The sequence below is a fragment of the Coxiella endosymbiont of Amblyomma sculptum genome (genome assembly GCF_009883795.1).
Lineage (GTDB): Bacteria > Pseudomonadota > Gammaproteobacteria > Coxiellales > Coxiellaceae > Coxiella.
Genome location: NZ_CP033868.1, coordinates 498,211 through 523,729, shown reverse-complemented (window position 1 = coordinate 523,729; position 25,519 = coordinate 498,211). Strand labels below are relative to the sequence as shown.

Sequence of the window (25,519 nt, the reverse complement as noted above, 5' to 3'; positions counted from 1 at the left end):
TCGTTTCTTAATAACTAAAGGAAAATAACGATGAACCAGAGTAAAGTTTATGTAGGAAGCTTGTCATACGATGTGACAACTGATGATCTCCAATCTTTTTTTGGACAATATGGAGACATCGAAGAAACCAGATTGATTACAGACCGCGAAACAGGACGTTCTAAAGGATTTGCGTTTATTACTTATACAAACCAAAGTGGAGCGCAAGCTGCATTGGTTGCTAATGGTATTGAACTACAAGGCCGAAAAATTCGTGTTAACATTGCGCGTGACAACAACAGTGGCAACAGTAGTAATCGCCGACGAGAAAGTGGTGGTATAGGCAGTCGAAGGGTTCGATATTGACCTAATGAGTTTTTAGTCGAAAAGAGTCCGAAAAGAAAGGAAGCGAGGTAGGTTCCTCGCTCCCGATTGTGCCGGTATTGTATATTGGAAAAAATACTTAACCCTATGGAAGGGAAAGGGTTTCTTTTCGGATTAAAAATAAGATCAATCCGATCGTACTGAAAAAAATAGCAGATAATGCCAAAGGCAAAACGGAAGAAATGTTTTTTGCAACTATCATCGTACCGATGATAGCCGAAAATAAACATCGAAAGGACCCTCCTAAAGCAGTTGCCGCACCGGCCGTACTTTCAAAAGGTTCCATAGCGCCGCCAACACCAGCTCCTAAGCTAAAAGTTCCTCCGACACCGACTAAAAGCATCGGATAAATAAAACTATTAATAGTCAGCCCTGTGCTTAAATACCAAATTATCATCATAATTCCTCCAATTAACGAGATCCAAAATCCCAGAACAACAGTTCCGTATATACCTATTTTTCCGATAAAATAGCTTGAAAACAAACTTCCTATAAAAAAAGAGACTCCCATAAAAGCAAAATAATATCCGTAATACGATTCAGAGATATTAAGCAATCGAATAATGATATAAGGAGAAATCGAACAAAAGACAAAAAGGTAACTTAAACCTATTGCGGTAGCTAATGTATAAGTAAAAAAAATTTGATTAATAAAAATGCTTTTGTATTCACAGAACGTATGGACATTTAATGGAACGCGTTTGTTTTTAGGCAACGATTCTGGTACAGCCAGTAAAACACTTAAAACAGCCCATAAGGAAGTAATTAATAAAAAAAGAAACGTAGCTTGCCATCCAAAATGGATGTCTAAATAACTTCCTAGAGACGGAGCAAACATGGGAGAAAGTGCAATAATACCGTTCAAATAACTATAAGTCTTTCCGCTTTTTTCTCCGTGATAAAGATCACGAATAGTAGCAAAACTTACAACAAGCATTCCCACCGATCCAACAGCTTGCACAACACGATACAAAATCAGTTGTATTGTTGATGTAGAATTTGCACAAAGAAATGAGCCCAGCGCAAAAATTGCGATGGAAACAATACCGATTGGTCGACGTCCATATTGATCAGATAAAGGACCAATAATAAGCTGGGTGACACTGCAAGCAAGCATAAAAAGACTCAAAGTAAGCTGCATTTCTCCAGGAGAAACGTGAAATAACAACGACATACTAGGAACAGCTGGTATATAGATATCCATCGCCAGAGCTAACGCTATTACCATAGGTGTTAAAGACCATACAGTTTTACGGACAGAAAAGGACGTCATAACAAAGGACTACCTTACTAAGTCAGAAATAAGCAGAGCAGCGAATCAATTAGCGTTTAAACAGAAAACGAACAGCTCCAATTTTATTAACGAAAAAGATGATTTGCAAGATGATTTGTAGAAATTAGAAAAACAGACAATAAACAAATGCATTTAGTTCTTACGCTCCCACCAAAAGGTGTGATAGGATATTTTCCCTTTAAGCGCCCGTAGCTCAGTTTGGATAGAGTACCTGGCTTCGAACCAGGAAGTCGAGGGTTCGAATCCCTCCGGGCGTTACAAAATTTGTAAGCTCCCTCATTAATTTCTTATTTTCATGTTCTTTAAAAAACACTTCTTTTGAGATTAACTTAAATCTGAAAAACAAGGATTTTTGAAAAGAAAAAAGAATGTTTCTAGCACATACAATGACCGGTTCATTCTTTAGAAAGGCGTTGCGCGGTGTATTGGTTTCAAATTTTGGTTATTCATTACTCGACGATAGTCCCCCCTCCTAAGCATTGGTCTTCTGAGTAAAAGACTACAGATTGACCGGGAGTTATCGCTCGCTGTGGATTTTTAAATCTTGCTCGATAGAGATTGTCGGTAAGCAGCGAAACAATACACGATTGGTCCGTCTGACGATATCTTATTTTGGCCTTGCAAAGAAAGGGTAATGCAGGTGGAGTACCCTGAATCCAATGTACATCGGAACAAGTAAGTTCTGTAGTATACAGAAGAGGATGATCGCGTCCTTGACCGACAACCAATACGTTTCTTCTGGTGTCTTTGTCAATAACATACCAAGGCTTTTTTTCGCTACCAGAGCGTCCTCCAACGCAAAGTCCTTTACGTTGTCCGCGGGTGTAAAACGTAATACCGTAGTGCTTACCTATAATTGTACCTTCTGGTGTTTCTATATTTCCAGGACGTACTAGAAAAAATTCACTGAGAAATTCTTTAAATTTTTTCTTACCAACAAGACAAATTCCGGTGCTGTCTTTTTTTGCGTGAGTAATCATACCGAATTTTTTTGCTATTGTACGAACATCGGATTTTTGGTAATTTCCTAACGGAAACAAAACATGAGCCAGTTGGTACTGATTCAGAAGATATAAAAAATAAGTTTGATCTTTATTTTCATCGTAGGCTTTTAACAATTTAAAAAAACCATTTTCTTCTTTTAAGCGCGCATAGTGACCTGTAGCGAGATAATCTGCACCTAGCTTTCTAGCGTATTCGAGCAAACACTTGAATTTAATCTCTCGATTACACAAAACATCGGGATTTGGTGTTCTTCCTTTAGAAAATTCGTCCAAGCAAAATTGAAAAACATTGCCCCAATATTCTCTGCTAAAATTGACTGTATAAAAACGAATTCCGATATAATCGGCAACAGATTTGGCGTCATTTAAATCCTTTATGTTCGTACAAAACGAATCTTCCGCATCAGTTTCCCAATTTTGTACGAAGAGTCCAAAAATTTTATACCCGGATTTTTTCAGAAAGAATGCGGCCACAGAAGAGTCGACACCTCCTGACAGACCTACAGCAACCGTTTGATTTTTCTTGAAATTTAACAAAATCCTCGTGGAGCCGTAAAGAAAAATTGAGATATCATCGTCCTAGTGTTTGCTTTTTCCTAGATGGAAATTTGCGTCTTTGATGCGAAACAGGTACATTAAAACATTTTTCTAATAAACTCAATCTTAATCTTTTTTAAGGATATAAGGAAAAGCTATTTATGAATTTTGCAAATCTATTGGGTGTTGATGCGATCTATGCGATGTCGTCAGTTTCCGATCCACAGCCTTCTCGCCCTACAAGTTTTTGGTCTATGCTGTGGTTACCTCTTTTGTTGATTCTAATTTTTTATCTTCTATTAATTCGACCTCAAGCTAAGCGGGCGAAAGAGCACAAACAATTGTTAGAGAAGATTGCTCCTAGAGATGAAGTTGTGACAACCGGTGGTATTTTAGGTAGAGTGACGCGATTGAAAGGAAACGTTGTGATACTCGAAATAGCAAAAAATATAGAAATTACTGTACAAAAAGGATCAATTGCCTCAGTCTTGCCTAAAGACACCATCGACTCGATGTCAAAGATGTAAATTCGAAAATTTTAATGGTATTTTATGGTTCGATGTCATCGTCTTCTATGGCGTTGTGTTTTTCTTGTATTGTTGATTTTAGGAAGTATTCTGTATGCGTTGCCTAATGTATATGGAGAAGATCCGGCCATTCAAATTTCAAAGAAAGAAGGAACCCCTCCTCTTGTATTTAATGTTGTAGAAAGACAGATCGCACTGATTTTGCTAACTCAAAGAATCGCGTGTAAATCCTTTCAGCGATCTGCGAATACAATTTTAGTACGATTTCCCGATACAGAGACGCAACTTAGAGCGCAAGATGTTATTCAAAAATCAATCGGTGCAGATTATTCGGTTTCATTGAACCTGGCGCCTCGTACTCCAAAATGGCTTCAAGAAATCGGCGCAAAACCAATGCGACTGGGATTGGACCTTCGAGGTGGCATTCATTTTTTGCTAAATATTAGTGTCGACGCTATGGTTAAAGCGCAAGAAAACAGAGACGTTCGTGATATGATCGCTGTACTTTGTAAAACGATTCGTTGCAATTCTGCAAAAAGTAGCAATCCGCAAAATATCATCATTTGTTTCCATAACTTGAAGGAACAGAAACACGGAATAAATTTGTTACGAAGAAAATTTGAGAAATACCGATTTGTCAAAATTCATAGGCTTGGGATTGAGGGCCTTCCTTCGAAGGAATTGGTATATCAAATTCGAAAAAATACTGTTGATCAAATAATTTCTATTCTGCGGATTCGAATCAACAACCTTGGTATTTCTGAACCAGAAATACAACAACAAGGAGAAAATCGTATTAGCGTCGATCTACCGGGTGTTCAAGATACTGCCCTAGCCAAAGATATCATTGGAAAAGTAGCTTCAATCTGTCTGCGTCTAGTAGATACAAAAAACGACGCCAAAAAAATTGCGAGAATCGGGATAGTACCTATTGATTCAAAATTATATGTGTACAAAAGAGAACCTGTCTTATTGAAGCGAGAGATAATTTTAAAAGGCACTTCAATTTCTAGCGCTGTCAGTACCTTTGGAGAAGATGGGCGACCGATTGTACAAGTACGAGTGCACGGAAATGAAGCGGCTTCTTTTAATCAAATCACCGGGAAAAATATAGGAAAACCAATAGCAGTGGTATACACGGAAACTCAAACCATTTGTCACCATCTGAAAAATGGAAAAACGATTGTACAACATCATCAAACAGAAAAGATAATCAATATAGCGACCATACAGACAGCTTTGGGAAACAATTTTCAAATCACCAATCTTTCCGACTCAGAGTACGCTAAGAATTTAGCATTACTACTGCGTTCCGGCGCTTATCCTGTGCCGATAGATTTTATCCAAGAAAAAGTGATTGGTCCAAGTCTTGGACAAGAAAATATCCATGTTGGCACAATCTCTGTAGAAATTAACGCGTTATTAACGACTTTTTTTATGGCATTTTACTATCGAGTATTCGGAATTATTGCAGATATTGCGTTGGGATTAAATATCGTTCTGATTGTTGCGACTTTGTCGATTTTAGGAGCGACACTAACACTACCGGGTGTTGCTGGAATTGCATTGACTATAGGAATATCTTTAGACGCCAATGTATTGATTAACGAACGCATCCGAGAAGAACTCCGCAATGGAATTTCTCCTGTGAGGAGTATTAAAATAGGTTATGATCGAGCTTTTGCCAGCATTGTTGATGCCAATGTGGCGACATTGATCGTAATGGTCGTCTTGTTCAGTCTAGCTTCAGGGTCTGTTCAAGGATTTGCGGTTACCACTACAATCGGAATTCTTTCCTCCATGCTAACGGCAATTTTTTTTACTCGTACAGTTGTCAATTTAATTTATAAGAAACGTAGTGTTTCTCAATTATCTATTGGGAGTAGTACTACCAAATGATTTTTAAACGTTAATGGAATTTTTCAAAAACAACATTGGGATTCCGTTTATGCGTCAACGTAAATGGGCGGGTATTCTGTCCATCTTCGTTTTTGTGGCTTCTATTGCCTCTCTTTTCGTCTATGGATTAAATTTAGGATTGGATTTTTCAGGGGGCACACAAATTGAAGCAAGCTTTGTACATCCAATTAATACGGCTGTGATTCGAAAAAACTTATTAGATCAAGGTTTTCCTCGAGCTGTAGTTCGGGTTTATGATGCTCATCATATTCTAGTTCGGGTAGCGTCACATAAAACCCTTACGCAAGAGCAGATCAAAAAGAAATTAATGCAAGTAATATTAGAAGGTACTATAGATTCGGTGGACTACATTGGCCCCCAAGTGAATCAGAAATCGTTGGAATATGGGGGTCTGGCGATCATTGCGTCTTTAATTTCCACAGCGATCTATATTATCGTACGATTCGATCTTCGTTTTGCCGTAGGCGCCTTCGTTGCTTTGATTCACGACCCAATACTGATTTTAGGAATTTTCTCTTTTTTTCATTTAGAATTCAATTTGGTTGTACTAGCAGCAATTTTGACAGTCATAGGCTATTCTCTTAATGACACCATCGTAGTTTTTGATCGAATTCGCGAAAATTTGCAGAAGGACTTTTGCAGAACTCCGATGGAAGTTGTGGATTTGTCTGTCAACCAAGTTTTTTCCAGAACTATGATAATTTCAGGATTAACATTGATTGTTGTTATAGTATTATTTGTTTGTAGCGAGAACACTGTACTACGACCTTTTTCTCTGGCTTTAATTATTGGAATTATTACAGGTACTTATTCATCTATCTACATAGCCAGTTCTCTGGCTGTAATTACTTTTGGTTTTAACCAACGCCCTATCTGTCCTATTACAAGGATCGAAGAATAATGTTCTTTATACTTTTGATTTTTTTCTTATCCCTTTAGCTCTTGTTAGTCTTGAGGAAATTTTATAAGACTCTGCAAAAGAAATTTTTGTAAGAGAATTAATTTTGTGCATTAAAAAAAGAAAATTTCGCTCTACGTCTTTCAATTCTTTGAGTGTGCAATCAGCTTCAGTAAAGATTTATAAATTTTGTTGTTTCCAGCAACAACATTTCCACCTTCCATATAATTTTCTTTTCCTCGAAGGTCACCTATAAAACCACCTGATTCCACAACGAGTAAAACACCCGCAGCCATATCCCATGGTTTTAGTCCTATTTCCCAACAACCGTCCAGCCGTCCAGAGGCTACATAAGCCAAGTCTAAAGCCGCCGAACCTGAACGACGAATTCCAACGGCTTTAGGTAAAATGGCTTTAAAAGATTTAATATACGTTTGCAAAAGCGCTTGCTCTTTAAAAGGGAAACTGGCTCCAATAAGCGCTTCATTTATTTTTGCGCAAGTACTAACCCTAATTTTACGATTGTTCAATTGAGCACCGCTACCTCGAACAGCTGTGAATAATTCTTGATAGAGAGGATCATATACGACAGCTATCACCAATTTTTCGCGATATTTTAAAGCAATAGATATCGCTATTTGAGGGAAACCATGGATAAAGTTGGTGGTGCCATCTAACGGATCAACAATCCAGATAAAGTCATCTCGAGACTTATGTAAACCCGATTCTTCGGCCAATATAGTATGATCCGGATAGGCTCTACGAATGGTTTGAATAATCTCTTGTTCAGACAGTTGATCCACTTGAGTAACAAAATCGTTTTGATTTTTCTCTTTGATATCAAGAACATCAATTCTGTCCACAAAACGGACAATAATGCGCGCTGCGTTACGAGCAGCTTGAATAGCAGTATTGAGCATTGGGTACATGACGACTCCATGAGGAAATCTTCGAATTATAACTCAGAACTCGTAGAAATATGTGATTTACTTTACGAATTAGTTTTTTTGTGGTTTTTTAGAAACTCGAATCGATTTTACGACGTCGAATTTCGATAGACACCGTTTTACCAATACTTAAATTATTCGTAACAAACGTAACGGTTTGGTAGATAAGGATTTCCGTAAAAACTGATATTTTGTGGCGCGTACCAAACACTATTACTATTTATACGTAGGGAAATTACTGATAACATTTCTCTTACTGCTACTACATGGAAAGATGGAAAATGCATTTAAACAGAGAAAACACACCGTTAATCCCGGATTCTACCAAATTGCCAGAATTCACTTTTAAGTCTGTAGTACTTTCCATTCTGCTGGCCATTCTTTTATCGGCAGCGAATGCCTATCTTGCCCTAAAAGTAGGAACTACTATTTCTGCTTCAATACCCGCATCAGTGTTGTCGCTGGGAATTTTGAGGTTATTTAAAAACCACAATGTTTTGGAAAGCAATTTAATTCAAACAGCAGCTTCTGCGGGAGAAGGCAGTGCCGCCGCTATAGCATTCGTTCTGCCAGCTATGATTTTCTTTCGAATTTGGAAAAATTTCCCCTATTGGGAAATTTCCGTTATTACCCTGATAGGAGGGCTGTTAGGAGTTTTATTTTCCGTTCCTTTGCGTAAAGTCATACTGAACCTTCCTATTCTACCCTTTCCCGAAGGGACAGCCATAGGAAATCTTCTTAAAATGAGTATTCAAAGAAAATCCGGTATGAAGCTGTTGGTTCAAGGAGGTTTGGTTGGCGGTCTTGTAACTTTTGCGCAAATGGGGCTAAAAGTTGTTTCTGATAGTTTACAAATGTGGACGTTTGTAGGAAAAAGAACTATTTTTGGTTTTTCAATAGGATCCACTCCCGCTGTGCTGGCTACAGGATTTATCGTTGGTCTAGAAGTGGCAGTGAGTCTATTTTCCGGATCCATTGTAGGATGGTTGATCTTATTACCTTTCATTGGTCTACATTATGGGTTGCCTGTTAATACAAATTCAGCGTACAATGCGGCCACTCAATTGTGGAATGCGCATTTGCGTTTTGTCGGTGTAGGGACAATGCTCATCGGTGGAATATGGACATTGTTTCTTTTACTGAAATTGGTGGCAAGAAAAATTCGATTTTCTCTAGTCAATTCTCGGCGAGAAGGATTGGGAAAAACCACAAGAAATTGCTCACGAACTGAAACAGACATCTCATCTTCTCGAATCGTTATCAGCGTATTAATTTTGTCTTTTTCCTTATTTTTCTACACTTTCTATTATTTGCATCACTCTTGTATTGTAGCAACTACTCTTTTTTTATGGATCGTCTCTTTTGTCTCGGTTGTTTACGTAATAATCATCGGATTTCTTTTAGCAACTATATCTGGCTATTGTTGTGGATTGGTCGGATCAAGCAACAACCCTTTGTCCGGTCTTTTGATCACCGCTATACTGTTGCTTTCGTTTTTGTTTTCAACAATGTTTGAAGTTCAGGGGACAACACAAGCTCATTATATTGCTTCTGCAGTTATTGTAATCACTGCTATTCTCGCTGGTATTGGATCAATTGCAGGAGAAAATATTCAAGATCTCAAAGCAGGCAAAATGATAGGCGCTACACCTTGGAAGCAACAACTAATGATGGCTGTTGGTGTTAGCGTTTCAGCGTTTATCATCGGACCAGTACTGCAACTTTTGTTTAATGCTTATGGTATCGGCGGTGTGTATCCACATTCAGGAATGGATCCGTCTCAAATGTTAGCGGCACCACAAGCGGATTTAATGGCTGTAGTCTCTCAAGGAGTATTGGATCACCATCTCGATTGGGGAATGGTTATTTTAGGCGGGATAGTAGCTATAATAGTCATTATGATTGACACCGTTCTGAGAAAATTCCATTTCCGATTGCCCGCTTTGGCGTTTGGATTAGGTATTTACTTACCTCCAGAAGTAATCACTCCTGTAGTTATCGGTGGATTCATAAATTTTTTGGTTAAAAAACCTTGGAAAATGAAAAAAATCCCTCCCCTGGAAGGAATCGAAGATCCGCAACCTTCTTTCAATCAAAACGGAATGTTAGCGGCTTGTGGTACAGTAGCCGGTAGTGCTTTGGTAGGAGTAATTTTAGCGGTTCCGTTTGCCATTGTAGGTAATTCAGATGTATTGGCATTGGCGACAACCCCCGGATTATCTCGGATAACGAGTGCACTAGGAATTATTATATGTTTCTCGTTGTGTGTATGGTTTTATTGTGTCGGTGTTAGGAAATGACAAAATTGCCTATTTATTTGGATTATATGTCGACAACACCTGTAGATCCTATTGTAGCGGGAGCAATAAGAGATTGTTTGACTAAAAAGGAAAACTTCGGAAATTCTGCCTCGGAAAGTCATGTTTACGGATGGAGCGCTCGAGAATTGATTGAGAAAGCACGAAAATCCATCGCAAAATTAGTAAACGCCGATCCTAAAGAGATTGTCTGGACTTCGGGAGCGACAGAATCGGACAATTTAGCCCTGAAAGGCTCCGCTTTTTTTTATCACCGTAACGGCAGACACGTTATTACAGTAAGTACAGAACATAAAGCTGTATTGGATACGTGTTCTTATTTATCTTCTAAAGGTTTCGAAATTACATATTTAAATCCTAAACACAATGGATTATTGGATTTGTGTGAATTTAAAAATTCTATTCGCTCTGATACCATTTTGGCTTCATGCATGCATGTAAACAATGAAACTGGCGTTATTCAAGATATCGCCGCTATAGGAGAGATTACACGAAAATACGGTGTTCTTTTTCACGTAGACGCAGCACAAAGTGTAGGAAAGATTCCTATCGACTTGCGTCGTATGAAAGTTGATTTGATGTCTTTTTCATCCCATAAACTTTACGGACCGAAAGGAATCGGCGCTTTGTATGTGCGTCGCACTCCTCGCGTTCGATTAGAACCTTTGATCCATGGTGGTGGCCATGAAAACGGATTGCGTTCAGGAACATTACCCACTCATCAAATTGTAGGTATGGGTGTGGCTTTTTCTTTGGCTCAAAAACGTATGTTCCAAGATACAAAAAAAATTATTCGATTGAAAAACCGTCTTTGGTCGGGATTATCTCAGATAGATGGTGTACAGTTGAATGCGGAAACAGCTCCTTGTATCCCCGGCTGTTTAAACATCAGATTTGATGGTATAGAAAGCGAGTCTCTAATGGTGAGATTACAAAAGATAGCAATTTCAGGTGGATCGGCGTGCGATTCTGCAAATCCTAACCCTTCTTACGTATTGTTAGCAATGGGTTTGGGTCGTGAAGAAGCTTATAATTCTGTTCGAATTAGTTTAGGACGATTGACTACAGAAGAAGAAATTGACAATACGATTTCTCATATCGCCGAACAATTGTGCCACTTACGTCGAATGCCTTCTATTTGGGAAAACGTTAAAAAAAAATTGATCGAGTAGGTATCTGTTGCACCCACAGAAAAGAGGACTTTTATTTGTCTTGAAAACTCGAAAATTTGATGAATTTACTTTTCTGAATAAAAAAATAAAAATGCTTTCCGTAAGACTCTTCTAAGTCTAGTCTATACGATTCAATAATTAACAAATTAATAAATGTAGAAAATTGTACCGATTTGCAGTACACTTTTCTCCTCTCTTCCCAATTTTTCTGATGCAAGGAGAAGTTTTGTAATCGTCTTATTCGTTACAGACAATCGTTTGTATTTCTTGTCTGTATTTTAGCGATCCGTTCCGGTGGGTCTTTTCTTTTTCTAAAGGAGGTTTTTTATTGTACATTCAAACAATCGAGTATCGAAACGATGGTGTTGTTTTTCAAGCTTATGTAGCTTATGAAGATTCGGTAGGGCAGAAACGGCCTGTAGTTCTTATCGCTCACGCCTGGGGCGGTCGAGACGCTTTTGTTGAAGAAAAAGCGCGTTGTTTAGCCAAATTGGGCTATGTTGGTCTCGCTACGGATGTCTACGGAAAAGGAATACTGGGTGACAATCCAGAAACCAATCGAAAATTGATGCTACCTCTCGTACAAGATCGTAAGAGACTGCTTCAAAGATTTACAGCAGGATTGGAAGTAACTGAACAAATAAAAATAGCGGATGTAACCAAAATTGCTGCTGTAGGATATTGTTTTGGAGGGCTTTGCGTTCTCGATTTAGCGCGCAGTGGTGCCAATTTGAAAGGAGTGGTGGTTTTCCATGGTTTACTGCAAGCGTCGAAAGAAATTCCAGCAAGAAATATACAGGCGAAAGTTTTGGTTATGCACGGTTACGAAGATCCTATGGTCCCTCCTAACGTTGTTCTTGAATTCGAAGAAGAAATGACGATCGCAAAAGCAGAATGGCAATTGCATACATTTGGGAAAACTATGCATGCTTTTACTAATCCCAAAGCTAATGATTTTAGTATGGGCACTGTTTATAACTTACAAGCGGACAAACATTCTTGGTTTGAAACACTTCGATTTCTTGAAGAGATTTTCGAATGAAAGATCCTTCTTGTAACAAAAATAAAAATGAATTTTCTATCAAAAAGACCTTTCGGAAAATTGTCTGTTTTTACAAATTTCCTGAAAATGCCATTTTTTGCGGACCGCATTCGAAAAACACCTTCAGAGTCTTACCATTTTTTCAGGGTCGACAAAATTTTCAAACTCTTCGGCAGTTAGATAGTTTGATTGCAGTACAGCTTCTTTAAGAGTCAGACCATTCTTATAAGCATTTTTGGCTATTTCACACGCTTTATCGTAACCCACAACTTGATTTAAAGCGGTTACTAGCATTAGAGAATTTTTAAGATAAGTATCAATTTTTTCTTCATTCGGTTCGATACCAACAGCACAACGATCATTAAAAGAACGACAGCCATCCGTCAGTAAATAAATAGATTGAATCAAATTATACGCCATTACTGGTTTAAACACATTCAATTCAAAATTACCTTGAGATCCAGAAATCGTAATGGTTACGTCGTTTCCCATCACTTGCACGCATGCCATTATCAAAGCTTCAGATTGCGTAGGGTTTACTTTTCCCGGCATTATTGAGGAACCAGGTTCGTTTTCTGGAATGAAAATTTCTCCAATCCCACAGCGAGGTCCTGAAGCCAACCATCTGATGTCATTAGCAATTTTTATTAAAGAACACGCAAGAGTCTTGAGTACACCACTTATAAGAACTATTTCATCGTGTGCTGCCAATACGGAAAATTTATTAGGGGCAGAGTAGAAAGGCAATTTCGTCAATTCTGCAATGTGTTTAGCTACTTTTTCAGAAAACTGAGGAGGTGTATTTATTCCTGTTCCAACAGCGGTTCCACCTAACGCTAGTCGATAGAGAACAGGTAAAGTGCTAATAATTGTTTCTAGATTGTGATTCAATTGCGCCACATATCCTGAAAATTCCTGTCCTAAAGTAATAGGTACGGCGTCTTGTAAATGGGTCCGGCCTACTTTAATAATTTTGATAAAATCGGTAGACTTCTGTTGCAAAGTATCTCGTAAAGTTGCTACGACCGGTATCATTTTATAGAAAATCATATCCGCGCAAGCAATATGCATAGCTGTCGAAAATGCATCGTTTGACGATTGAGATTTGTTAACATCGTCGTTGGGATGAATTGGATGTTTACTTCCAACTTTTCCACCCATCAATTCAATAGCTCGGTTACTGATAACTTCGTTGATATTCATGTTGGTTTGAGTACCACTTCCAGTCTGCCATATTTTTAAAGGGAAATGACTGTTAAGTTTTCCATTGATAATCTCATTAGCCGCTTGAATAATGTAAATTGACTTTTCCGAAGAAAGTTCACCTAAGCTCTCATTAGTAAGAGCAGACGCTTTTTTTAGAATTCCAAAAGCTTTTATAAGTTCTATCGGAATAGTTTCTCGTCCAATAGAAAAGTTTGTCAACGAACGCTGAGATTGCGCTCCATAGTACTTATCAGCAGGAACCTCAATTTCACCCATACTGTCTTTTTCGATTCGCATTTTTGTTTTCATACAACTACTAACCTCTAATCTTTCAAATGATGCCCCGGACAGGACTTGAACCTGTGACCTGTCCCTTAGGAGGGGACTGCGCTTTCCAACTGTGCTACCGGGGCTTTGTACAAGTATAAGCCTTTTGCAAAAAAAGCGCGCTTTCTTATTTTCAAACTATTCAATGATTGTATGAAACATGGAAACGAAAACAGAAAATTGCCAAAATCCACGAAAACTGTGTAACATACAGTATATACGTTTTACTATCGCGAAACTTCATTCGATGTACATCATCAACTGCTCGTCGACTCTCATTTTTGAGAATCCGAAAGTATATCTATTATCGGTCAGCCGATTTAAAAATTGTTATTCAGGATCAAAAAATATTCTAATTAGAATTGTACGAGTTTCTGTGTTGCCAATCTCGCGCTAAACCGCTTCTCTTGATTAAGATAAGCATCCGTTCAGATGAACAAATTTTATCGAAAGAAGACGGTATAAGTGATTTGAAACAACAGTGGAGGGTCCCCTCTAGATTGTATTGCGACAAGCTATTGTGGTTTATAGCGCGTTTAGTAAAACAGTTTTTGAGAAAAATATGATGAGGTTGATTGCAATCGAGATTTTCTCCAAATTTCGCGATTCGATCGAATCTTTAGTGTGTAAAAAATATTAATATACTATGTTGAGAAAAAATTGATTAATTGTAGAATATAAAATGGACTTTATGACAAGACTCTACCAACGTCAGCAAATTTATAAGCTGGAACAATTGGCGGTTGCATCAGGTGTTGATGCGTATGATCTTATGTTTAGAGCAGGAAAAGCCGCTTTCACAGTTCTGAGAAAGCACTGGCCAACTGTTAGAGAAATCACAGTTTGCTGTGGAAAAGGAAACAACGGAGGTGACGGACTGGTTTTTGCCTATTTAGCACATCGAGAAGGTTTACAAGTCACTATTTATTCTCCTCTCGCGGACGTCAATTACCGAGGACCCGCAGCTCAAGCGGTCGCAGACTGCAAAAGTCAGGGTCTCTCAATTCAAGATTTTCCAGTACCCCTTTGTTTTAAGGGAGAACTGATTGTAGATGCTCTTTTAGGAAGCGGTTTAAAAGGGGCAATTAAATTGCCTTATAGCGAAATCATTGCAGCTATCAACAAAGCTAAAAAACCAGTGCTTTCTATCGATGTTCCTTCAGGTGTCAATATCAATACCGGAGAAGTGCGATCGGAAGCCGTAAAAGCTGATTTAACGATTACCTTTGTTGGTTTAAAACAAGGATTGTACACTGCTCAAGCGCCGGACTACTGCGGAAAAGTGGTGTGGAATGCCTTAGGAATCCCCGATTGTGTATTCTCAAAAGTAGAAACGTATGTCTGCTTATTGGACTGGCCTCAAGTTCGTCTTCTATTTCCTCCGAGACGCGAACGAAACTCTCATAAAGGAGATTATGGGCATGTGTTGGTGATTGGAGGAGACTATGGGATGGGGGGATCGGTCCGTATGGCGGCCGAAGCGGCCGCTCGAGTAGGAGCCGGTCTTGTCACTGTGGCAACTCGTCCCGAACATATACCGATTGTCAGCGGCTCTCGCCCCGAATTAATGTGTTATCAGATAGCTGAAGCCGATAATTTGGACAGTCTTTTTGAATCAGCTACAGTTATAGTGATTGGACCGGGATTAGGAAAATCGAGTTGGGCAAAATCTTTGCTAGATAAAGTTTTACGTACTGAAATTCCTAAAGTGCTTGATGCCGATAGTCTAAATTTATTGGCTGACAATCCCATTTACCGAAAAGATTGGGTACTAACTCCCCATCCTGGGGAGGCTTCTCGATTATTGCGCGTATCTTGCCAAGAAATTCAAAGCAATCGATTCAAAGCGATTCGACGGTTAGCTCGCAATTATGGAGGAGTAATAGTTTTAAAAGGAGTCGGTACTTTGATTAAAGGAAAAAAAGACAAAATTTCGATTTGTCCTTCCGGGAATCCGGGTATGTCTACCGGAGGTATGGGGGATGTTTTAAGTGGTGTCATCGGAGGTTTATTGGCTCAACGGTTCGGTTCGGTGCATTCCTCTGTACAAGTAGGAGTCTTTATCCATTCATTAGCTGCGGACCGCGCTGCTCAGGAGGGAGGAGAAAGAGGATTACTGGCTACTGACTTATTTTCTCATTTACGCGTGTTAGTGAATCGCAATGAAGAATAGTATTTCTAGGAATTTTTATGATTCTTTTTCTCCTAAAATTATCGAAACTGAGAAAAACTTGTTCTCATTAGGTACCGAGATAGCGAATAATTTTTCAGAAGGCACTTGTTGTTATTTGTTTATCCGGAGCATTGTAGATTCTAGAAAAACAACTTTGATTCGTAGGTTTTTACGAAGATTAAGGGTATATAGGATTTGTTAAATCCAAGCCATTCTTTAGTGAAAATTTATAAATTCACCGGAAGGAGTCATTCACACCGACTGATATCGGCGGTTGCAAGAACCCGAAGATTTTATTGGAAATGTAGGGTTACGAAATTACTTAGAGAACAGAGAGTTTTCTTCCTTAAGAAATAAGAAATGGGTTGAAAAAATTTCTTCCTTTCTCCGTCTATTCTTTACTTTATAGATTACAATTGATATCCAAGACCGCAAAACGTGTTGTTGATGTGTGCCTAAAGATCTCTGTATAAAAAACAATAAGAGGAAAAGAGGATTGTTGCTGATACAACAAACGATTTTGTACGCTCTCGCTCGAACGAAACGACAGGCCTCGATCATTTTATCAGATTAGTCTCTCCGGAGAAAAAAGATTTTTGAAGTCCATCGGTTAGTTTGAGTATGAGATTTCCTTTCTCATTAACACCCGCTCCGATTCCGGAGAATTGGTTTTTACTCGATTCAATTAGACACAAAGGCTTATTGAAAAGGTAATCTTTTTTTTTCCAAAGACTTTGAAAAAAACTAAAACCGTATCTGCTAAAGTGTTCCAAATAATGGACCAAATTATTAATCAGTGAAGAACAGAGTCTGTTTCTGTCTTGATAAATTTCAGTTAGATTCACTAACGATGTCCAATTCTGACTAATAATCCTTTCAAGATCGTTTTTCATATTTGCATTGAGCCCAACCCCAACGATAGCGGAACAAAATTTCGATGTACTCGGATGAATTTCAATTAAAACTCCAGCCAATTTTTTGTTTTTGCACATAACGTCGTTAGGCCATTTGATAAAGACAGGAAAGGGTAAACGACAGGTTGTTTCAACAGCGCGACATACAGCCAGTCCACATACTAAGCTCAAACCTTCCAATTTGCTAACATCCTTTCTAAAAGGATACCGAAGAGACAAGTAAATGTTTTGTCCGAACGGAGAATGCCAAAAGCGACAAAAGCGTCCTCTACCCGATTTTTGCGTCTCTGCAACGCAAATCTCAATCCTATTCGCGAGATAAGGCATTGTTCTCAAATACGTATTTGTGGAATCTATATACTTCAGCAACTTAAATCGAGTTGTTCCTTTTTTCGATATAGTATCAACTATCTTTTGTCTATCTAGTAAAACTAATGGACGAATTAATGCGAATCTCCAATGTTAGAGGTAAAAACGAACATTGTTCCCTTTTTACTGAAACATATCAATACACTGTCTAAATTGAAAATCTCTAAACCAATAATAAGTAGACAATTTGATTCAAAAACAAAAAATTGGCCGATCAAGAAAAATCACAACATTTTTCTAAGAAAGGATAGAGGAACCCAGCAACCAGTTTGAAGATAAAAACTCCTTGATCCAAGACACGCATTCTGAGAGGAAAATTTGCGGGCAACAAAACTTATTTGTACATCTCGGATGGAGGAGAGCTCGAAGATAATAAAATATAGACCAGAAAACTGTCACACAACCGAACAATCGCAATTAACCCAAATAGTGTAATTGTTGCAGCTTATCTTAAATCTCATTTTAACCAACAACAACAGTATTATTCTGGAAAAATCTGTCTTTCTTTGTATTGGCAGTACGAAGTTGATGAAATTTTCACACTGTTTTTAGTCAGTATCGCCTTCTTTTTTAGAGATAAAAAAATCTTTATTGTGTATGATTTTCTGTACTGCCATTGCCTTGTGGTATTATGGTCTGTTTGCATTTATAAAAATTGTGATAGCTTATTAGAGATTGGTTAATGAACATAGTGATTTTAGGAACCCAATGGGGAGATGAAGGTAAAGGTAAAATCGTTGACATTCTTACGGAAAAAGTTGCAGCGGTTGTCCGTTTTCAGGGCGGTCATAACGCAGGGCATACTCTAATTATCGATGGTAAAAAAACAGTTTTGCGTTTGATTCCTTCTGGTATTTTAAGAAAGGATGTACTTTGTTTAATCGGAAATGGAGTTGTCTTATCTCCGTTGGCTTTAGTAGAAGAAATTAATGAGTTGGAAAATAAAGGAATTCCGGTAATAAACCGTCTCAAAATTAGCGCCCATTGTCACTTACTATTGCCCTATCACACTGTACTTGACAAAGCACGCGAGACCGCATTGGGAAAAAAAGCTATTGGAACCACCGGTCAAGGGATTGGACCAGCTTACGAAGACAAGGTAGCCCGTCGCGGTATTCGAGCGGTAGATTTGCTACTGAACTCTGATCTCCTTTTGGAGAAGATCAGAAAAGCCACTGACTACTACAATTTTCAGTTGAAATACTATTCGCAGAGACCTCTCGATTACGTTTCTATCTACAATCAATTAGTCAAAATACGAGAAGAGATAAGCTTTTTAATTGGAGATGTAACTGCTTTATTGTACAAATTCCACCAAGAAAAAAAACACATTATTTTTGAAGGAGCGCAAGGCTCGCTATTGGATGTTGATCTTGGAACTTATCCGTATGTGACTTCTTCAAACACCACAGCGGGTGCGGCTTCTACAGGGAGTGGATTTGGTCCTCTCTACTTTGATCGAGTTTTGGGAATTGCAAAGGCTTATATGACTCGAGTTGGCTCTGGGCCTTTTCCTACAGAATTAAAAGACGCGAATGGAAGAAAAATGGTGAAACGAGGCAATGAATTTGGATCAGTGACCGGTCGTCCTAGACGTTGCGGTTGGTTCGATACGATCGTCATGCGCCAATCCATTCGAATAAACAGTTTGACGTGCATAGTTTTAACAAAACTGGACGTTTTGGATGAATTTACAACCGTCCGGCTGTGTATAGGATACCGTTGTAATGGAGAAATACTGTATGAATCAATTTTTGATCGGTCGCTGTTAGAAAAATGCGAACCCGTATACGAAGAAATGTCTGGATGGAAAATGTCTACTTATGGACTTACGGATTATCGACAAATTCCTGAAGAGGCTCGTAACTACATTGCGCGTATTGAATCGCTACTTAGCGTTCCAATTGTTATAATTTCTACGGGTCCAGAACGAAAACATACTATCGTACGGGAAAACATTTTTAAGAAAAGAAAAGTAGAGATAAACAAGTAGTTAGTTAAGTAATGATACTTTTACTTTTCTTCTCTCCACTTCTTTTGTGATCGGGTTGTACAATCTGTAAATTTCTACAATAGCTTCTTGTGAAGGAAAATCCAATAATGATCGAAAAGAAGAGCTAAAAATAAAAGAGTCAAGTACAAAATACTGTATCGGAAAACTTGCATGGGTATTTTAGGATTTTCACTCACATACAGAAGAATTGCCCAATAAACAAAACCTAAATTTAGAAAACAAGAACTGGAAAAATATATCCATCCAGACATCCTAAAAATATAAGGCAAGAAACTGACCACAGAAAGCAACAACGTATAAATTAAAATATTTAGTTTGGTGTACAGAATACCGTAAACATTAGGCAACATAGGAGTTTCCGTTTTTTTGTAATCTTCGATGTAGTGAATGGCCAGGGCCCAAAAATGCGGAGGAGTCCAAAAAAAAATAATTAAAAAAAGCACTATACTAGAAAGATTGATACGTCCTGTAGAAGACACCCCCCCCAACACAGGGGGAAAAGCACCCGCCAATCCTCCAATCACAATGTTCTGCGAAGTAACACGTTTTAGATAGAGCGTGTAGATCGCTGTATAAGCAATAAGAACACCTAAAGTTAAAAGAGCAGCAAATACATTAGTACCTCTGAGCAAAATTATCATAGACAAAACACATAAAATGACACAAAAAATTATTGCGCTGCGGATCCTAATCTCTCCCTGCACAATCGGGCGCTGATTTGTTCGACGCATACATCCATCAAGACGATATTCTAAAATCTGATTCAGTGCGGCTGCAGAAGAAGCGGAAAGTGCAATTCCCAAGCTGCCGAAAAATAAAATACGCCACGGTACAATTCCGGGACTTGCCAAGTACATACCGACTAAAGCAGTCCATACTACCAGTAGTACAATACGCGGCTTACATAACCGAATATAAGATTTCCAATGAAGGTGTCTTGAACAGTCAGAAGAAAGGGGAAAAGTTTCTGTAGATTTCCACATCTCACAAGAGCCATAATATTAATATTTTAGTTGGTTCTAATCTCTTACAGCAGCTGGAAAAACCGATTGTCAATTTTCCTTCTTTTGTATAACGACAAATGATCTAGGAAAATAGTTCCGTGCAAATGGTCCAATTCGTGCTGAATGCATTTTGCCATAAACCCGTTCGCTTCAAACTCCAATGGATTTCCGTAGCGATCCTGTGCACGTATTCTGATTTTAGAGGAACGAGTAATTTTTTCATAAATGTTTCCGCCTACAGACATACAACCTTCTGTTTCTGTATTTTGTCCCAAACGTCTGACAATTTTTGCGTTAATAAGACACAAAGGTCGATTTTTCTTTAGGGAGAAATCAATAACAGTGATGTGTTGAGGATTTTGCAGATCCAGTTGCGTAGCGGCCAAAGCGGCGCAATTTCTGGTATTGTAATGAGTTAAAAACATCTCGTCGATGGTTTTTTGCAACTCGTCATCAAAACTTTCGACTTGTCTTGCTACGGTTTTCAACCGGGGATCCGGATACTGCAGAATTTTGAGCATTCATCCACCTTCAAGTATGCCGAGAAGAGGACTTGAACCTCTACGGAGTCTCCTCCACAAGTACCTGAAACTTGCGTGTCTACCAATTCCACCACCTCGGCGCTTTGCTTTTATAAAGAAAACTCTATCTTTCAATACCAAAAATGTCAAATCACCGTATTTTCACGCGAATTGCAGAATCGTAAAGAAAAATATACAGTCTATAAGGAAAAAAGAAGAAAATTATATTTCAACTTTCTCTTTTTTCTTTATGCATTCAATAAATTTCTCTCTATAGAGACCAATCGATTTCCCAACGATTCGTTTCTCGTAAAAATGTATTGGCTTTAGAAAAATGCCGACACCCAAAAAACCCCAGATTTGCCGAAAATGGAGAAGGATGTGGAGCTTTCAAGATACGATGATGGGGGTTGGTAATTAGATTGGCTTTTTGTTGTGCGTAGGTACCCCATAAAATAAACACAATACCTTTAGGGTGTTTATCCAAACTGGAAATGATACAATCGGTGAATCGGTGCCATCCAATATGAGCGTGAGATTGGGGTTTTCCCTCTTCTACAGTCAGAGCTGCATTTAGTAAGAGGACTCCCTGTGTAGCCCATTTTTCCAGATTCCCTTGAAGGGGAACGGATGTTCTTAAATCTTCGCATAGCTCTTTGAAAATATTGCGAAGAGAAGGCGGAAGAGCAATTCCAGAACGTACAGAAAAAGCCAGACCGTGCGCTTGATTGGATTTGTAGTACGGATCCTGTCCTAAAATGACCGATTTTACCGATTCGTACGGTGTCAGTTTTAGTGCGTTGAAAATTTCTTTTTGAGGGGGATAAATGATCCTCCCGGATTTTCGTTCTTTGTTGATAAAATTTAGGATTGTTTGGAAATACGGCTTTTTCTTCTCCTCTCCTAACACATCTTTCCAAGTAATTCTCACGAAAAAACCACTGACTGACTTCTAAAAAGAAGAACCTTCAAATCTCCAATGAATCCAAATTTGAACACAGTCGTCTTGATCAAGTAGAATTTTCTGCGAAAAATCCAAAGTTCACTCTTTTAAATTGCAAAAAAAGAGACAATACGATGCTTGGTTAAAATTTCATATCCTAAATCAATTGAAGATGGATGTATAGGTATCAATTGTTTTTACTTCTACAAACGCAGTTCCTTTATCGACGTAACCCAGTTTTTTAGCGGCTACGTAAGATAGATCAATGATACGATGAGAGACAAAAGGACCTCGGTCGTTAATTTTAACGATAACAGAACGTCCATTGCTCAAATTGGTTACTCGAACAAAACAGGGAATGGGCAAAATAGGACTTGCTCCAGTCATTGCTAACATATCGTAAGGCTCTTGTGTCGCGGTTGGTTTTCCATGAAATCTAATTCCGTACCACGAAGCGATACCGCGTTTTTTATATCCGCGAACAGATTGTAAAATACGATAGTGTTTTCCATGCATTACATAAAATGAGGGATTGCCGTATTTGCTTTTTGGGAGACATTTGGGTTTTGCATTGGGAATTTTACTGACGTCTACATGATATTGAGGAGGTCCGTCTTTTATAGTACACCCTAAAAAAGCAATAAATACTTTACTGATAAAGAACGGAATACCGAAGTGGAAGAACAAAAAACGCTTCACGAAGATTGTGATCCTTTTGTTTTTAATATAAATTGTTACACTTAATTTTATTAGCATCTTAAAGAAATTTAAATTTTCTTCAACAAACAGTAATAAAATACAAGTAATGGAAATCGTCTGTGGAATTCACGTTGTGCGAATTCTTTTAGAAACGGCGGCTCATACCGTTATCACTCTGAGCGTGCAAAAAAATCGCGAAGACCAACGATTGCAAATTTTGGTTGAAAAAGCAGAAAAATTAGGCATAACTATTGAGTACAGATCCCGAAAGGAATTAAACACTTTAGCGGGAAAAAATCACCAAGGGATAATCGCTAAATGCCAAAATTTTGAAACTTTCGATGAGCACGCACTGCAAATTATGATAAAAAATCGAGAAACTCCTACGTTGTTACTAATTCTAGAACAAATAAATGATCCTCACAATTTGGGTGCCTGTTTTCGAAATGCAGAAGCATTAGGTGCTCAAGCTGTAATCGTACCCAAGGATCGAGCAGTTGGTATAACACCTACTGTTCGAAAAGTGGCTTGTGGCGCTGTTGGAATATTACCGTTTATTCAACTGACAAACTTATCTCGCACCATTCGTTGGCTTCAGAAACAAGGAATTTGGATTGTTGGAGCCACAATCGACGCGAGTTCTCATATACAAGATATCGATTTGACTGGAGATATTGCTCTCGTCATAGGAAATGAAGGTAAGGGAATACGTCGGCTAACTAAAACACTCTGTGATTTTCTAGCGCAGATTCCTCTTCGAGGCAACATAGAAAGTTTGAATGTTTCCGTAGCGTGTGGAATTTGTTTATACGAGGTCGAGCGGCAACGAATGCTAAGAGGACTTACCCCTAGTTGATTCCAATCAGGCGGTGAATAAAAAATCACTAGAACTGTTTTTTTTGGCGACGAACAGCGACAGCTTCGGCTAGTTTATCGAGTGCTTTTTTTGTATCGTTCCAAGAAATACAAGCGTCGGTGATACTTTGTCCGTACTGTAAAAGTTTTCCGAGTTTTAGAATTTGTTTCCCTTCAAGTAAATTGCTTTCGATCATAATTCCAAAAATTGAGAAATTCCCTCGGCGCATCTGATCACAGATTGAATTTATCACTTGTATTTGTTTTGTATGGTCTTTTCCGCTGTTACCATGACTGCAATCGATCATCAGTAAAGGAGATAAGTATACTGATTGCAATCTTTTTACAGTTTCGGAAATTGTTGATGAATCGTAGTTGGTACTTCTAACAGAACCTCGTAAAATAATGTGACTATCTTGGTTTCCCGTAGTACTGACAATAGAGGCAATACCTTGTTCAGATATACCAAGAAAATGGTGAGGATGATGAGCTGCAAGGGCGGCGTCAATGGCAACTTGGATACTTCCCGTTGTCCCGTTTTTAAAACCAATTGGCATAGAAAGTCCTGAAGCAAGTTCTCTGTGAATTTGGCTTTCGGTGGTGCGAGCTCCTATAGCTGACCATGTTGTCAAATCAGCAATATATTGGGGGATAATAGTGTCCAAAAATTCACTACCAGTAGGAACTAATTGATTTATATCCAATAGTAAACGTCGGGCGATTCGAAGACCTTGATTGACTTGAAAACTTTTGTTCAGATAAGGATCGTTTATCAACCCTTTCCATCCGACAATGGTTCGAGGTTTTTCAAAATAGACTCGCATAACGATAAACAATTCGGAATATCGAGAAACACAATCTTTAAGTCGAGAAGCATATTCCATAGCGGCTTGAGGATCGTTTATAGAACACGGACCAACCACAACTAGCAGTCGGTCATCTTCTCCATGGAGAATCTTTTTTACAACAGTTCTCGCACACTCTATCCCAGACGAAATTTCTTCTGTCAGAGGCAATTCTTCGGTAAGTAGTGCCGGAAATATTAAAGGTCGTACGGTCTTTATTCTCAGATTGTCCATTCTTTTCATAGTCTTAACCTTCTAAAATTTTGTTGTCAACAGCAATTTAAAAACACTGTTGTTTGGTCTGTTGGGATTACATAACCTCTCCTAAAAAAGGAGAAACAATACAGAAGATTTGAGAAAGACCTCTTCACCGCAAGTGGAATGAAAACCCAAAATGGAAAAAATATTTCAGTCTTGATTTTGGATTCTATGACATCCGATTTGCGATTTAAATAGTATTATGTAAAATTCCTTGTCCTCTGTTTATACAATGATGAGAAACATTTTGTCTTTTTTAAAAATCTGTTTTAAGAGCTAATGTTCAGAACGATACGTATAAAATTGCAATATAAAATATAAGTAGTAAAAAGACGATGGTCTATAAATGTCTACATTTTTTGTCATCTCAATTCGATCCTGAAAAGGCACACTATCTGGTTTTGTCCGCTTTGAAAGCATTTTATCATCCTTGGATGATCAGAAAATATTTAAGAAATTTTCCAAAAAAACCTATATCAGTATTTGGTTTGGATTTTCCAAATCCAATCGGACTTGCAGCGGGCCTAGACAAAAACGGAAATTACATCGATGTACTACTTGGGCTCGGATTTGGTTTTGTAGAAATAGGTGCTGTCACCCCAAAACCTCAACTAGGCAATCCAAAGCCTCGATTGTTTCGATTGTTGAAATCTCAGGCGTTCGTTAACCATTTGGGTTTTAACAATTTAGGTATAGATTATTGTGTAGAACAGCTTAAGAAGCGAACGGTGCAAGGTATTGTTGGTATCAATATTGGTAAAAATTTGACTACTCCGTTAAAAAATTCTTATGAAGATTATCAGCATTGTCTTGAAAAAGCCTATCCTTATGTGGATTATGCTACGATAAATATATCGTCTCCTAACACTCCTCATTTACAAAAATTGCAATCTGAACAATATCTTCCAAAATTGGTCAATCGACTTCAAGAAGAACAATGCCGATTGGAAGGTCAACACCGAAGACGTGTACCAATACTCTTTAAAATATCTCCAGATTTAACTCCAACACAATTGCGATTTATCGCTTCGGTATCTTTAAAATACCGTCTAGACGGTTTAATTGCTACAAATACAACAAGTAATTTCCAAAAGTCGAAAAAAAATCAACCGGCACAATCGGGTATAAGAGGGGGTCTCAGCGGAAGACCTCTTTTTTCTAGATCTCTTTTTGTTGTCAAGAAACTTCGTACACTAGTGCAAAATTCTGTTCCGATTGTTGGTGTTGGAGGAATTTTTTCTCCTGAAGATGCCACCGCTTTCCTACAATCAGGGGCTTGCTTAGTACAAATTTATACAGGACTAGTTTATAAAGGCCCCAAGCTGATTAGGTCGATAGTTTCGTTCATTAAAAGTTGATCCTTTAATTC

General features: G+C 38.3%; 21 protein-coding genes and 3 tRNA genes. 12 read left to right on the top strand and 12 right to left on the bottom strand.

What is annotated here, in order from left to right; genetic code table 11:
* Positions 1-30 precede the first annotated feature (30 nt).
* Positions 31-345 carry an RNA recognition motif domain-containing protein gene (locus EGQ50_RS02450; protein ID WP_159748240.1) on the top strand — a complete coding sequence of 105 codons (315 nt, stop codon included), beginning with the start codon at positions 31-33 and terminating at the stop codon, positions 343-345.
* Between the two features lie 103 nt (positions 346-448).
* Here EGQ50_RS02450 and EGQ50_RS02445 read toward each other — a convergent pair whose 3' ends face one another.
* Entirely contained in the window at positions 449-1,636 is a 1,188-nt protein-coding gene (locus tag EGQ50_RS02445) for a multidrug effflux MFS transporter (protein WP_159748238.1), read from the bottom strand.
* Positions 1,637-1,839: 203 nt separating this feature from the next.
* Here EGQ50_RS02445 and EGQ50_RS02440 point away from each other — a divergent pair.
* A tRNA-Arg gene (locus EGQ50_RS02440) sits at positions 1,840-1,914 on the top strand.
* Positions 1,915-2,106: 192 nt separating this feature from the next.
* Here the strand turns inward: EGQ50_RS02440 and mnmA are convergent.
* Positions 2,107-3,198: a tRNA 2-thiouridine(34) synthase MnmA gene (gene mnmA / locus EGQ50_RS02435; RefSeq protein WP_159748236.1), complete on the bottom strand. Its 1,092-nt coding sequence runs from the start codon at positions 3,196-3,198 to the stop codon at positions 2,107-2,109.
* Between the two features lie 161 nt (positions 3,199-3,359).
* Here mnmA and yajC point away from each other — a divergent pair, with 161 nt between their 5' ends.
* Genes yajC through secF form a run of 3 tightly spaced genes read left to right on the top strand, consistent with a single transcriptional unit; the run spans position 3,360 to position 6,546 of the window.
* Complete coding sequence (gene yajC, locus EGQ50_RS02430) at positions 3,360-3,725, top strand: preprotein translocase subunit YajC (RefSeq protein WP_159748234.1); 366 nt, start codon at positions 3,360-3,362, stop codon at positions 3,723-3,725.
* 24 nt (positions 3,726-3,749) lie between these two features.
* A complete protein-coding gene (gene secD, locus EGQ50_RS02425; RefSeq protein ID WP_159748232.1) occupies positions 3,750-5,624 on the top strand; it encodes a protein translocase subunit SecD in 1,875 nt (624 codons plus the stop codon).
* A 49-nt stretch (positions 5,625-5,673) separates the two neighbouring features.
* Entirely contained in the window at positions 5,674-6,546 is an 873-nt protein-coding gene (gene secF, locus EGQ50_RS02420) for a protein translocase subunit SecF (RefSeq protein ID WP_246168941.1), read from the top strand.
* Between the two features lie 140 nt (positions 6,547-6,686).
* On the opposite strand, the gene EGQ50_RS02415 is transcribed toward secF, so the two are convergent.
* Positions 6,687-7,472, bottom strand: coding sequence for an inositol monophosphatase family protein (locus EGQ50_RS02415; RefSeq protein ID WP_159748228.1), 786 nt, complete (start codon positions 7,470-7,472; stop codon positions 6,687-6,689).
* A gap of 299 nt (positions 7,473-7,771) precedes the next feature.
* On the opposite strand from EGQ50_RS02415, the gene EGQ50_RS02410 reads away from it, so the two are divergent.
* From EGQ50_RS02410 to EGQ50_RS02400, 3 genes are all read left to right on the top strand, one after another.
* The gene (locus EGQ50_RS02410) at positions 7,772-9,790 is read left to right on the top strand and encodes an OPT family oligopeptide transporter (protein ID WP_246168940.1); all 2,019 of its coding nucleotides are present in this window, start codon (positions 7,772-7,774) and stop codon (positions 9,788-9,790) included.
* The gene (locus EGQ50_RS02405) at positions 9,787-10,980 is read left to right on the top strand and encodes an IscS subfamily cysteine desulfurase (RefSeq protein WP_159748224.1); all 1,194 of its coding nucleotides are present in this window, start codon (positions 9,787-9,789) and stop codon (positions 10,978-10,980) included. The genes EGQ50_RS02410 and EGQ50_RS02405 overlap by 4 nt, the downstream gene beginning before the upstream one ends.
* Positions 10,981-11,308: 328 nt before the next feature.
* Positions 11,309-12,022, top strand: a complete 714-nt coding sequence (locus EGQ50_RS02400; protein ID WP_159748222.1) for a dienelactone hydrolase family protein — start codon at positions 11,309-11,311, stop codon at positions 12,020-12,022.
* A gap of 123 nt (positions 12,023-12,145) precedes the next feature.
* Here the strand turns inward: EGQ50_RS02400 and fumC are convergent, their stop codons facing one another.
* Positions 12,146-13,525 carry a class II fumarate hydratase gene (fumC, locus tag EGQ50_RS02395; protein ID WP_159748511.1) on the bottom strand — a complete coding sequence of 460 codons (1,380 nt, stop codon included), beginning with the start codon at positions 13,523-13,525 and terminating at the stop codon, positions 12,146-12,148.
* Between the two features lie 42 nt (positions 13,526-13,567).
* Positions 13,568-13,641 (bottom strand) — tRNA-Arg (locus EGQ50_RS02390).
* A 605-nt stretch (positions 13,642-14,246) separates the two neighbouring features.
* Here EGQ50_RS02390 and EGQ50_RS02385 point away from each other — a divergent pair.
* Positions 14,247-15,728, top strand: coding sequence for an NAD(P)H-hydrate dehydratase (locus EGQ50_RS02385; RefSeq protein ID WP_159748509.1), 1,482 nt, complete (start codon positions 14,247-14,249; stop codon positions 15,726-15,728).
* A 557-nt stretch (positions 15,729-16,285) separates the two neighbouring features.
* Here the strand turns inward: EGQ50_RS02385 and EGQ50_RS02380 are convergent.
* Entirely contained in the window at positions 16,286-17,011 is a 726-nt protein-coding gene (locus EGQ50_RS02380) for a biotin--[acetyl-CoA-carboxylase] ligase (RefSeq protein ID WP_159748220.1), read from the bottom strand.
* A gap of 682 nt (positions 17,012-17,693) precedes the next feature.
* Here EGQ50_RS02380 and EGQ50_RS02375 point away from each other — a divergent pair.
* Entirely contained in the window at positions 17,694-19,004 is a 1,311-nt protein-coding gene (locus EGQ50_RS02375; RefSeq protein ID WP_159748218.1) for an adenylosuccinate synthase, read from the top strand.
* Between the two features lie 74 nt (positions 19,005-19,078).
* On the opposite strand, the gene cyoE is transcribed toward EGQ50_RS02375, so the two are convergent.
* The 5 genes from cyoE to EGQ50_RS02350 form a co-directional block, all read right to left on the bottom strand.
* On the bottom strand, positions 19,079-20,008 hold the full coding sequence (gene cyoE / locus EGQ50_RS02370; RefSeq protein WP_159748216.1) for a heme o synthase: 930 nt from the start codon (positions 20,006-20,008) through the stop codon (positions 19,079-19,081).
* 44 nt (positions 20,009-20,052) lie between these two features.
* The gene (gene def, locus EGQ50_RS02365) at positions 20,053-20,550 is read right to left on the bottom strand and encodes a peptide deformylase (RefSeq protein ID WP_159748214.1); all 498 of its coding nucleotides are present in this window, start codon (positions 20,548-20,550) and stop codon (positions 20,053-20,055) included.
* 17 nt (positions 20,551-20,567) lie between these two features.
* Positions 20,568-20,651 (bottom strand) — tRNA-Leu (locus tag EGQ50_RS02360).
* A gap of 170 nt (positions 20,652-20,821) precedes the next feature.
* Positions 20,822-21,481: a uracil-DNA glycosylase gene (gene ung, locus EGQ50_RS02355; RefSeq protein WP_159748212.1), complete on the bottom strand. Its 660-nt coding sequence runs from the start codon at positions 21,479-21,481 to the stop codon at positions 20,822-20,824.
* 174 nt (positions 21,482-21,655) lie between these two features.
* Positions 21,656-22,192 carry a septal ring lytic transglycosylase RlpA family protein gene (locus EGQ50_RS02350; protein WP_246168938.1) on the bottom strand — a complete coding sequence of 179 codons (537 nt, stop codon included), beginning with the start codon at positions 22,190-22,192 and terminating at the stop codon, positions 21,656-21,658.
* 106 nt (positions 22,193-22,298) lie between these two features.
* Between EGQ50_RS02350 and rlmB the strand changes: the two genes are divergently transcribed.
* Entirely contained in the window at positions 22,299-23,048 is a 750-nt protein-coding gene (gene rlmB / locus EGQ50_RS02345; RefSeq protein WP_159748208.1) for a 23S rRNA (guanosine(2251)-2'-O)-methyltransferase RlmB, read from the top strand.
* 28 nt (positions 23,049-23,076) lie between these two features.
* Here the strand turns inward: rlmB and EGQ50_RS02340 are convergent, their stop codons facing one another.
* A complete protein-coding gene (locus EGQ50_RS02340) occupies positions 23,077-24,135 on the bottom strand; it encodes a 3-deoxy-7-phosphoheptulonate synthase (protein ID WP_159748206.1) in 1,059 nt (352 codons plus the stop codon).
* A gap of 350 nt (positions 24,136-24,485) precedes the next feature.
* Here EGQ50_RS02340 and EGQ50_RS02335 point away from each other — a divergent pair, with 350 nt between their 5' ends.
* Positions 24,486-25,508 (top strand): quinone-dependent dihydroorotate dehydrogenase, encoded by a 1,023-nt coding sequence (locus EGQ50_RS02335; protein WP_159748204.1) that lies wholly within the window; start codon positions 24,486-24,488, stop codon positions 25,506-25,508.
* The last annotated feature ends 11 nt before the right edge of the window (positions 25,509-25,519 follow it).

Coding starts and splice junctions, on each gene's coding strand:
- EGQ50_RS02450 (WP_159748240.1), top strand. CDS start 31: ATGAACCAGAGTAAAGTTTATGTAGGAAGCTTGTCATACGATGTGACA.
- EGQ50_RS02445 (WP_159748238.1), bottom strand. CDS start 1,636: ATGACGTCCTTTTCTGTCCGTAAAACTGTATGGTCTTTAACACCTATG.
- yajC (WP_159748234.1), top strand. CDS start 3,360: ATGAATTTTGCAAATCTATTGGGTGTTGATGCGATCTATGCGATGTCG.
- secD (WP_159748232.1), top strand. CDS start 3,750: ATGGTTCGATGTCATCGTCTTCTATGGCGTTGTGTTTTTCTTGTATTG.
- secF (WP_246168941.1), top strand. CDS start 5,674: ATGCGTCAACGTAAATGGGCGGGTATTCTGTCCATCTTCGTTTTTGTG.
- EGQ50_RS02415 (WP_159748228.1), bottom strand. CDS start 7,472: ATGTACCCAATGCTCAATACTGCTATTCAAGCTGCTCGTAACGCAGCG.
- EGQ50_RS02410 (WP_246168940.1), top strand. CDS start 7,772: ATGCATTTAAACAGAGAAAACACACCGTTAATCCCGGATTCTACCAAA.
- EGQ50_RS02405 (WP_159748224.1), top strand. CDS start 9,787: ATGACAAAATTGCCTATTTATTTGGATTATATGTCGACAACACCTGTA.
- fumC (WP_159748511.1), bottom strand. CDS start 13,525: ATGCGAATCGAAAAAGACAGTATGGGTGAAATTGAGGTTCCTGCTGAT.
- EGQ50_RS02385 (WP_159748509.1), top strand. CDS start 14,247: ATGACAAGACTCTACCAACGTCAGCAAATTTATAAGCTGGAACAATTG.
- EGQ50_RS02375 (WP_159748218.1), top strand. CDS start 17,694: ATGAACATAGTGATTTTAGGAACCCAATGGGGAGATGAAGGTAAAGGT.
- cyoE (WP_159748216.1), bottom strand. CDS start 20,008: ATGTGGAAATCTACAGAAACTTTTCCCCTTTCTTCTGACTGTTCAAGA.
- def (WP_159748214.1), bottom strand. CDS start 20,550: ATGCTCAAAATTCTGCAGTATCCGGATCCCCGGTTGAAAACCGTAGCA.
- rlmB (WP_159748208.1), top strand. CDS start 22,299: ATGGAAATCGTCTGTGGAATTCACGTTGTGCGAATTCTTTTAGAAACG.
- EGQ50_RS02340 (WP_159748206.1), bottom strand. CDS start 24,135: ATGAAAAGAATGGACAATCTGAGAATAAAGACCGTACGACCTTTAATA.
- EGQ50_RS02335 (WP_159748204.1), top strand. CDS start 24,486: ATGGTCTATAAATGTCTACATTTTTTGTCATCTCAATTCGATCCTGAA.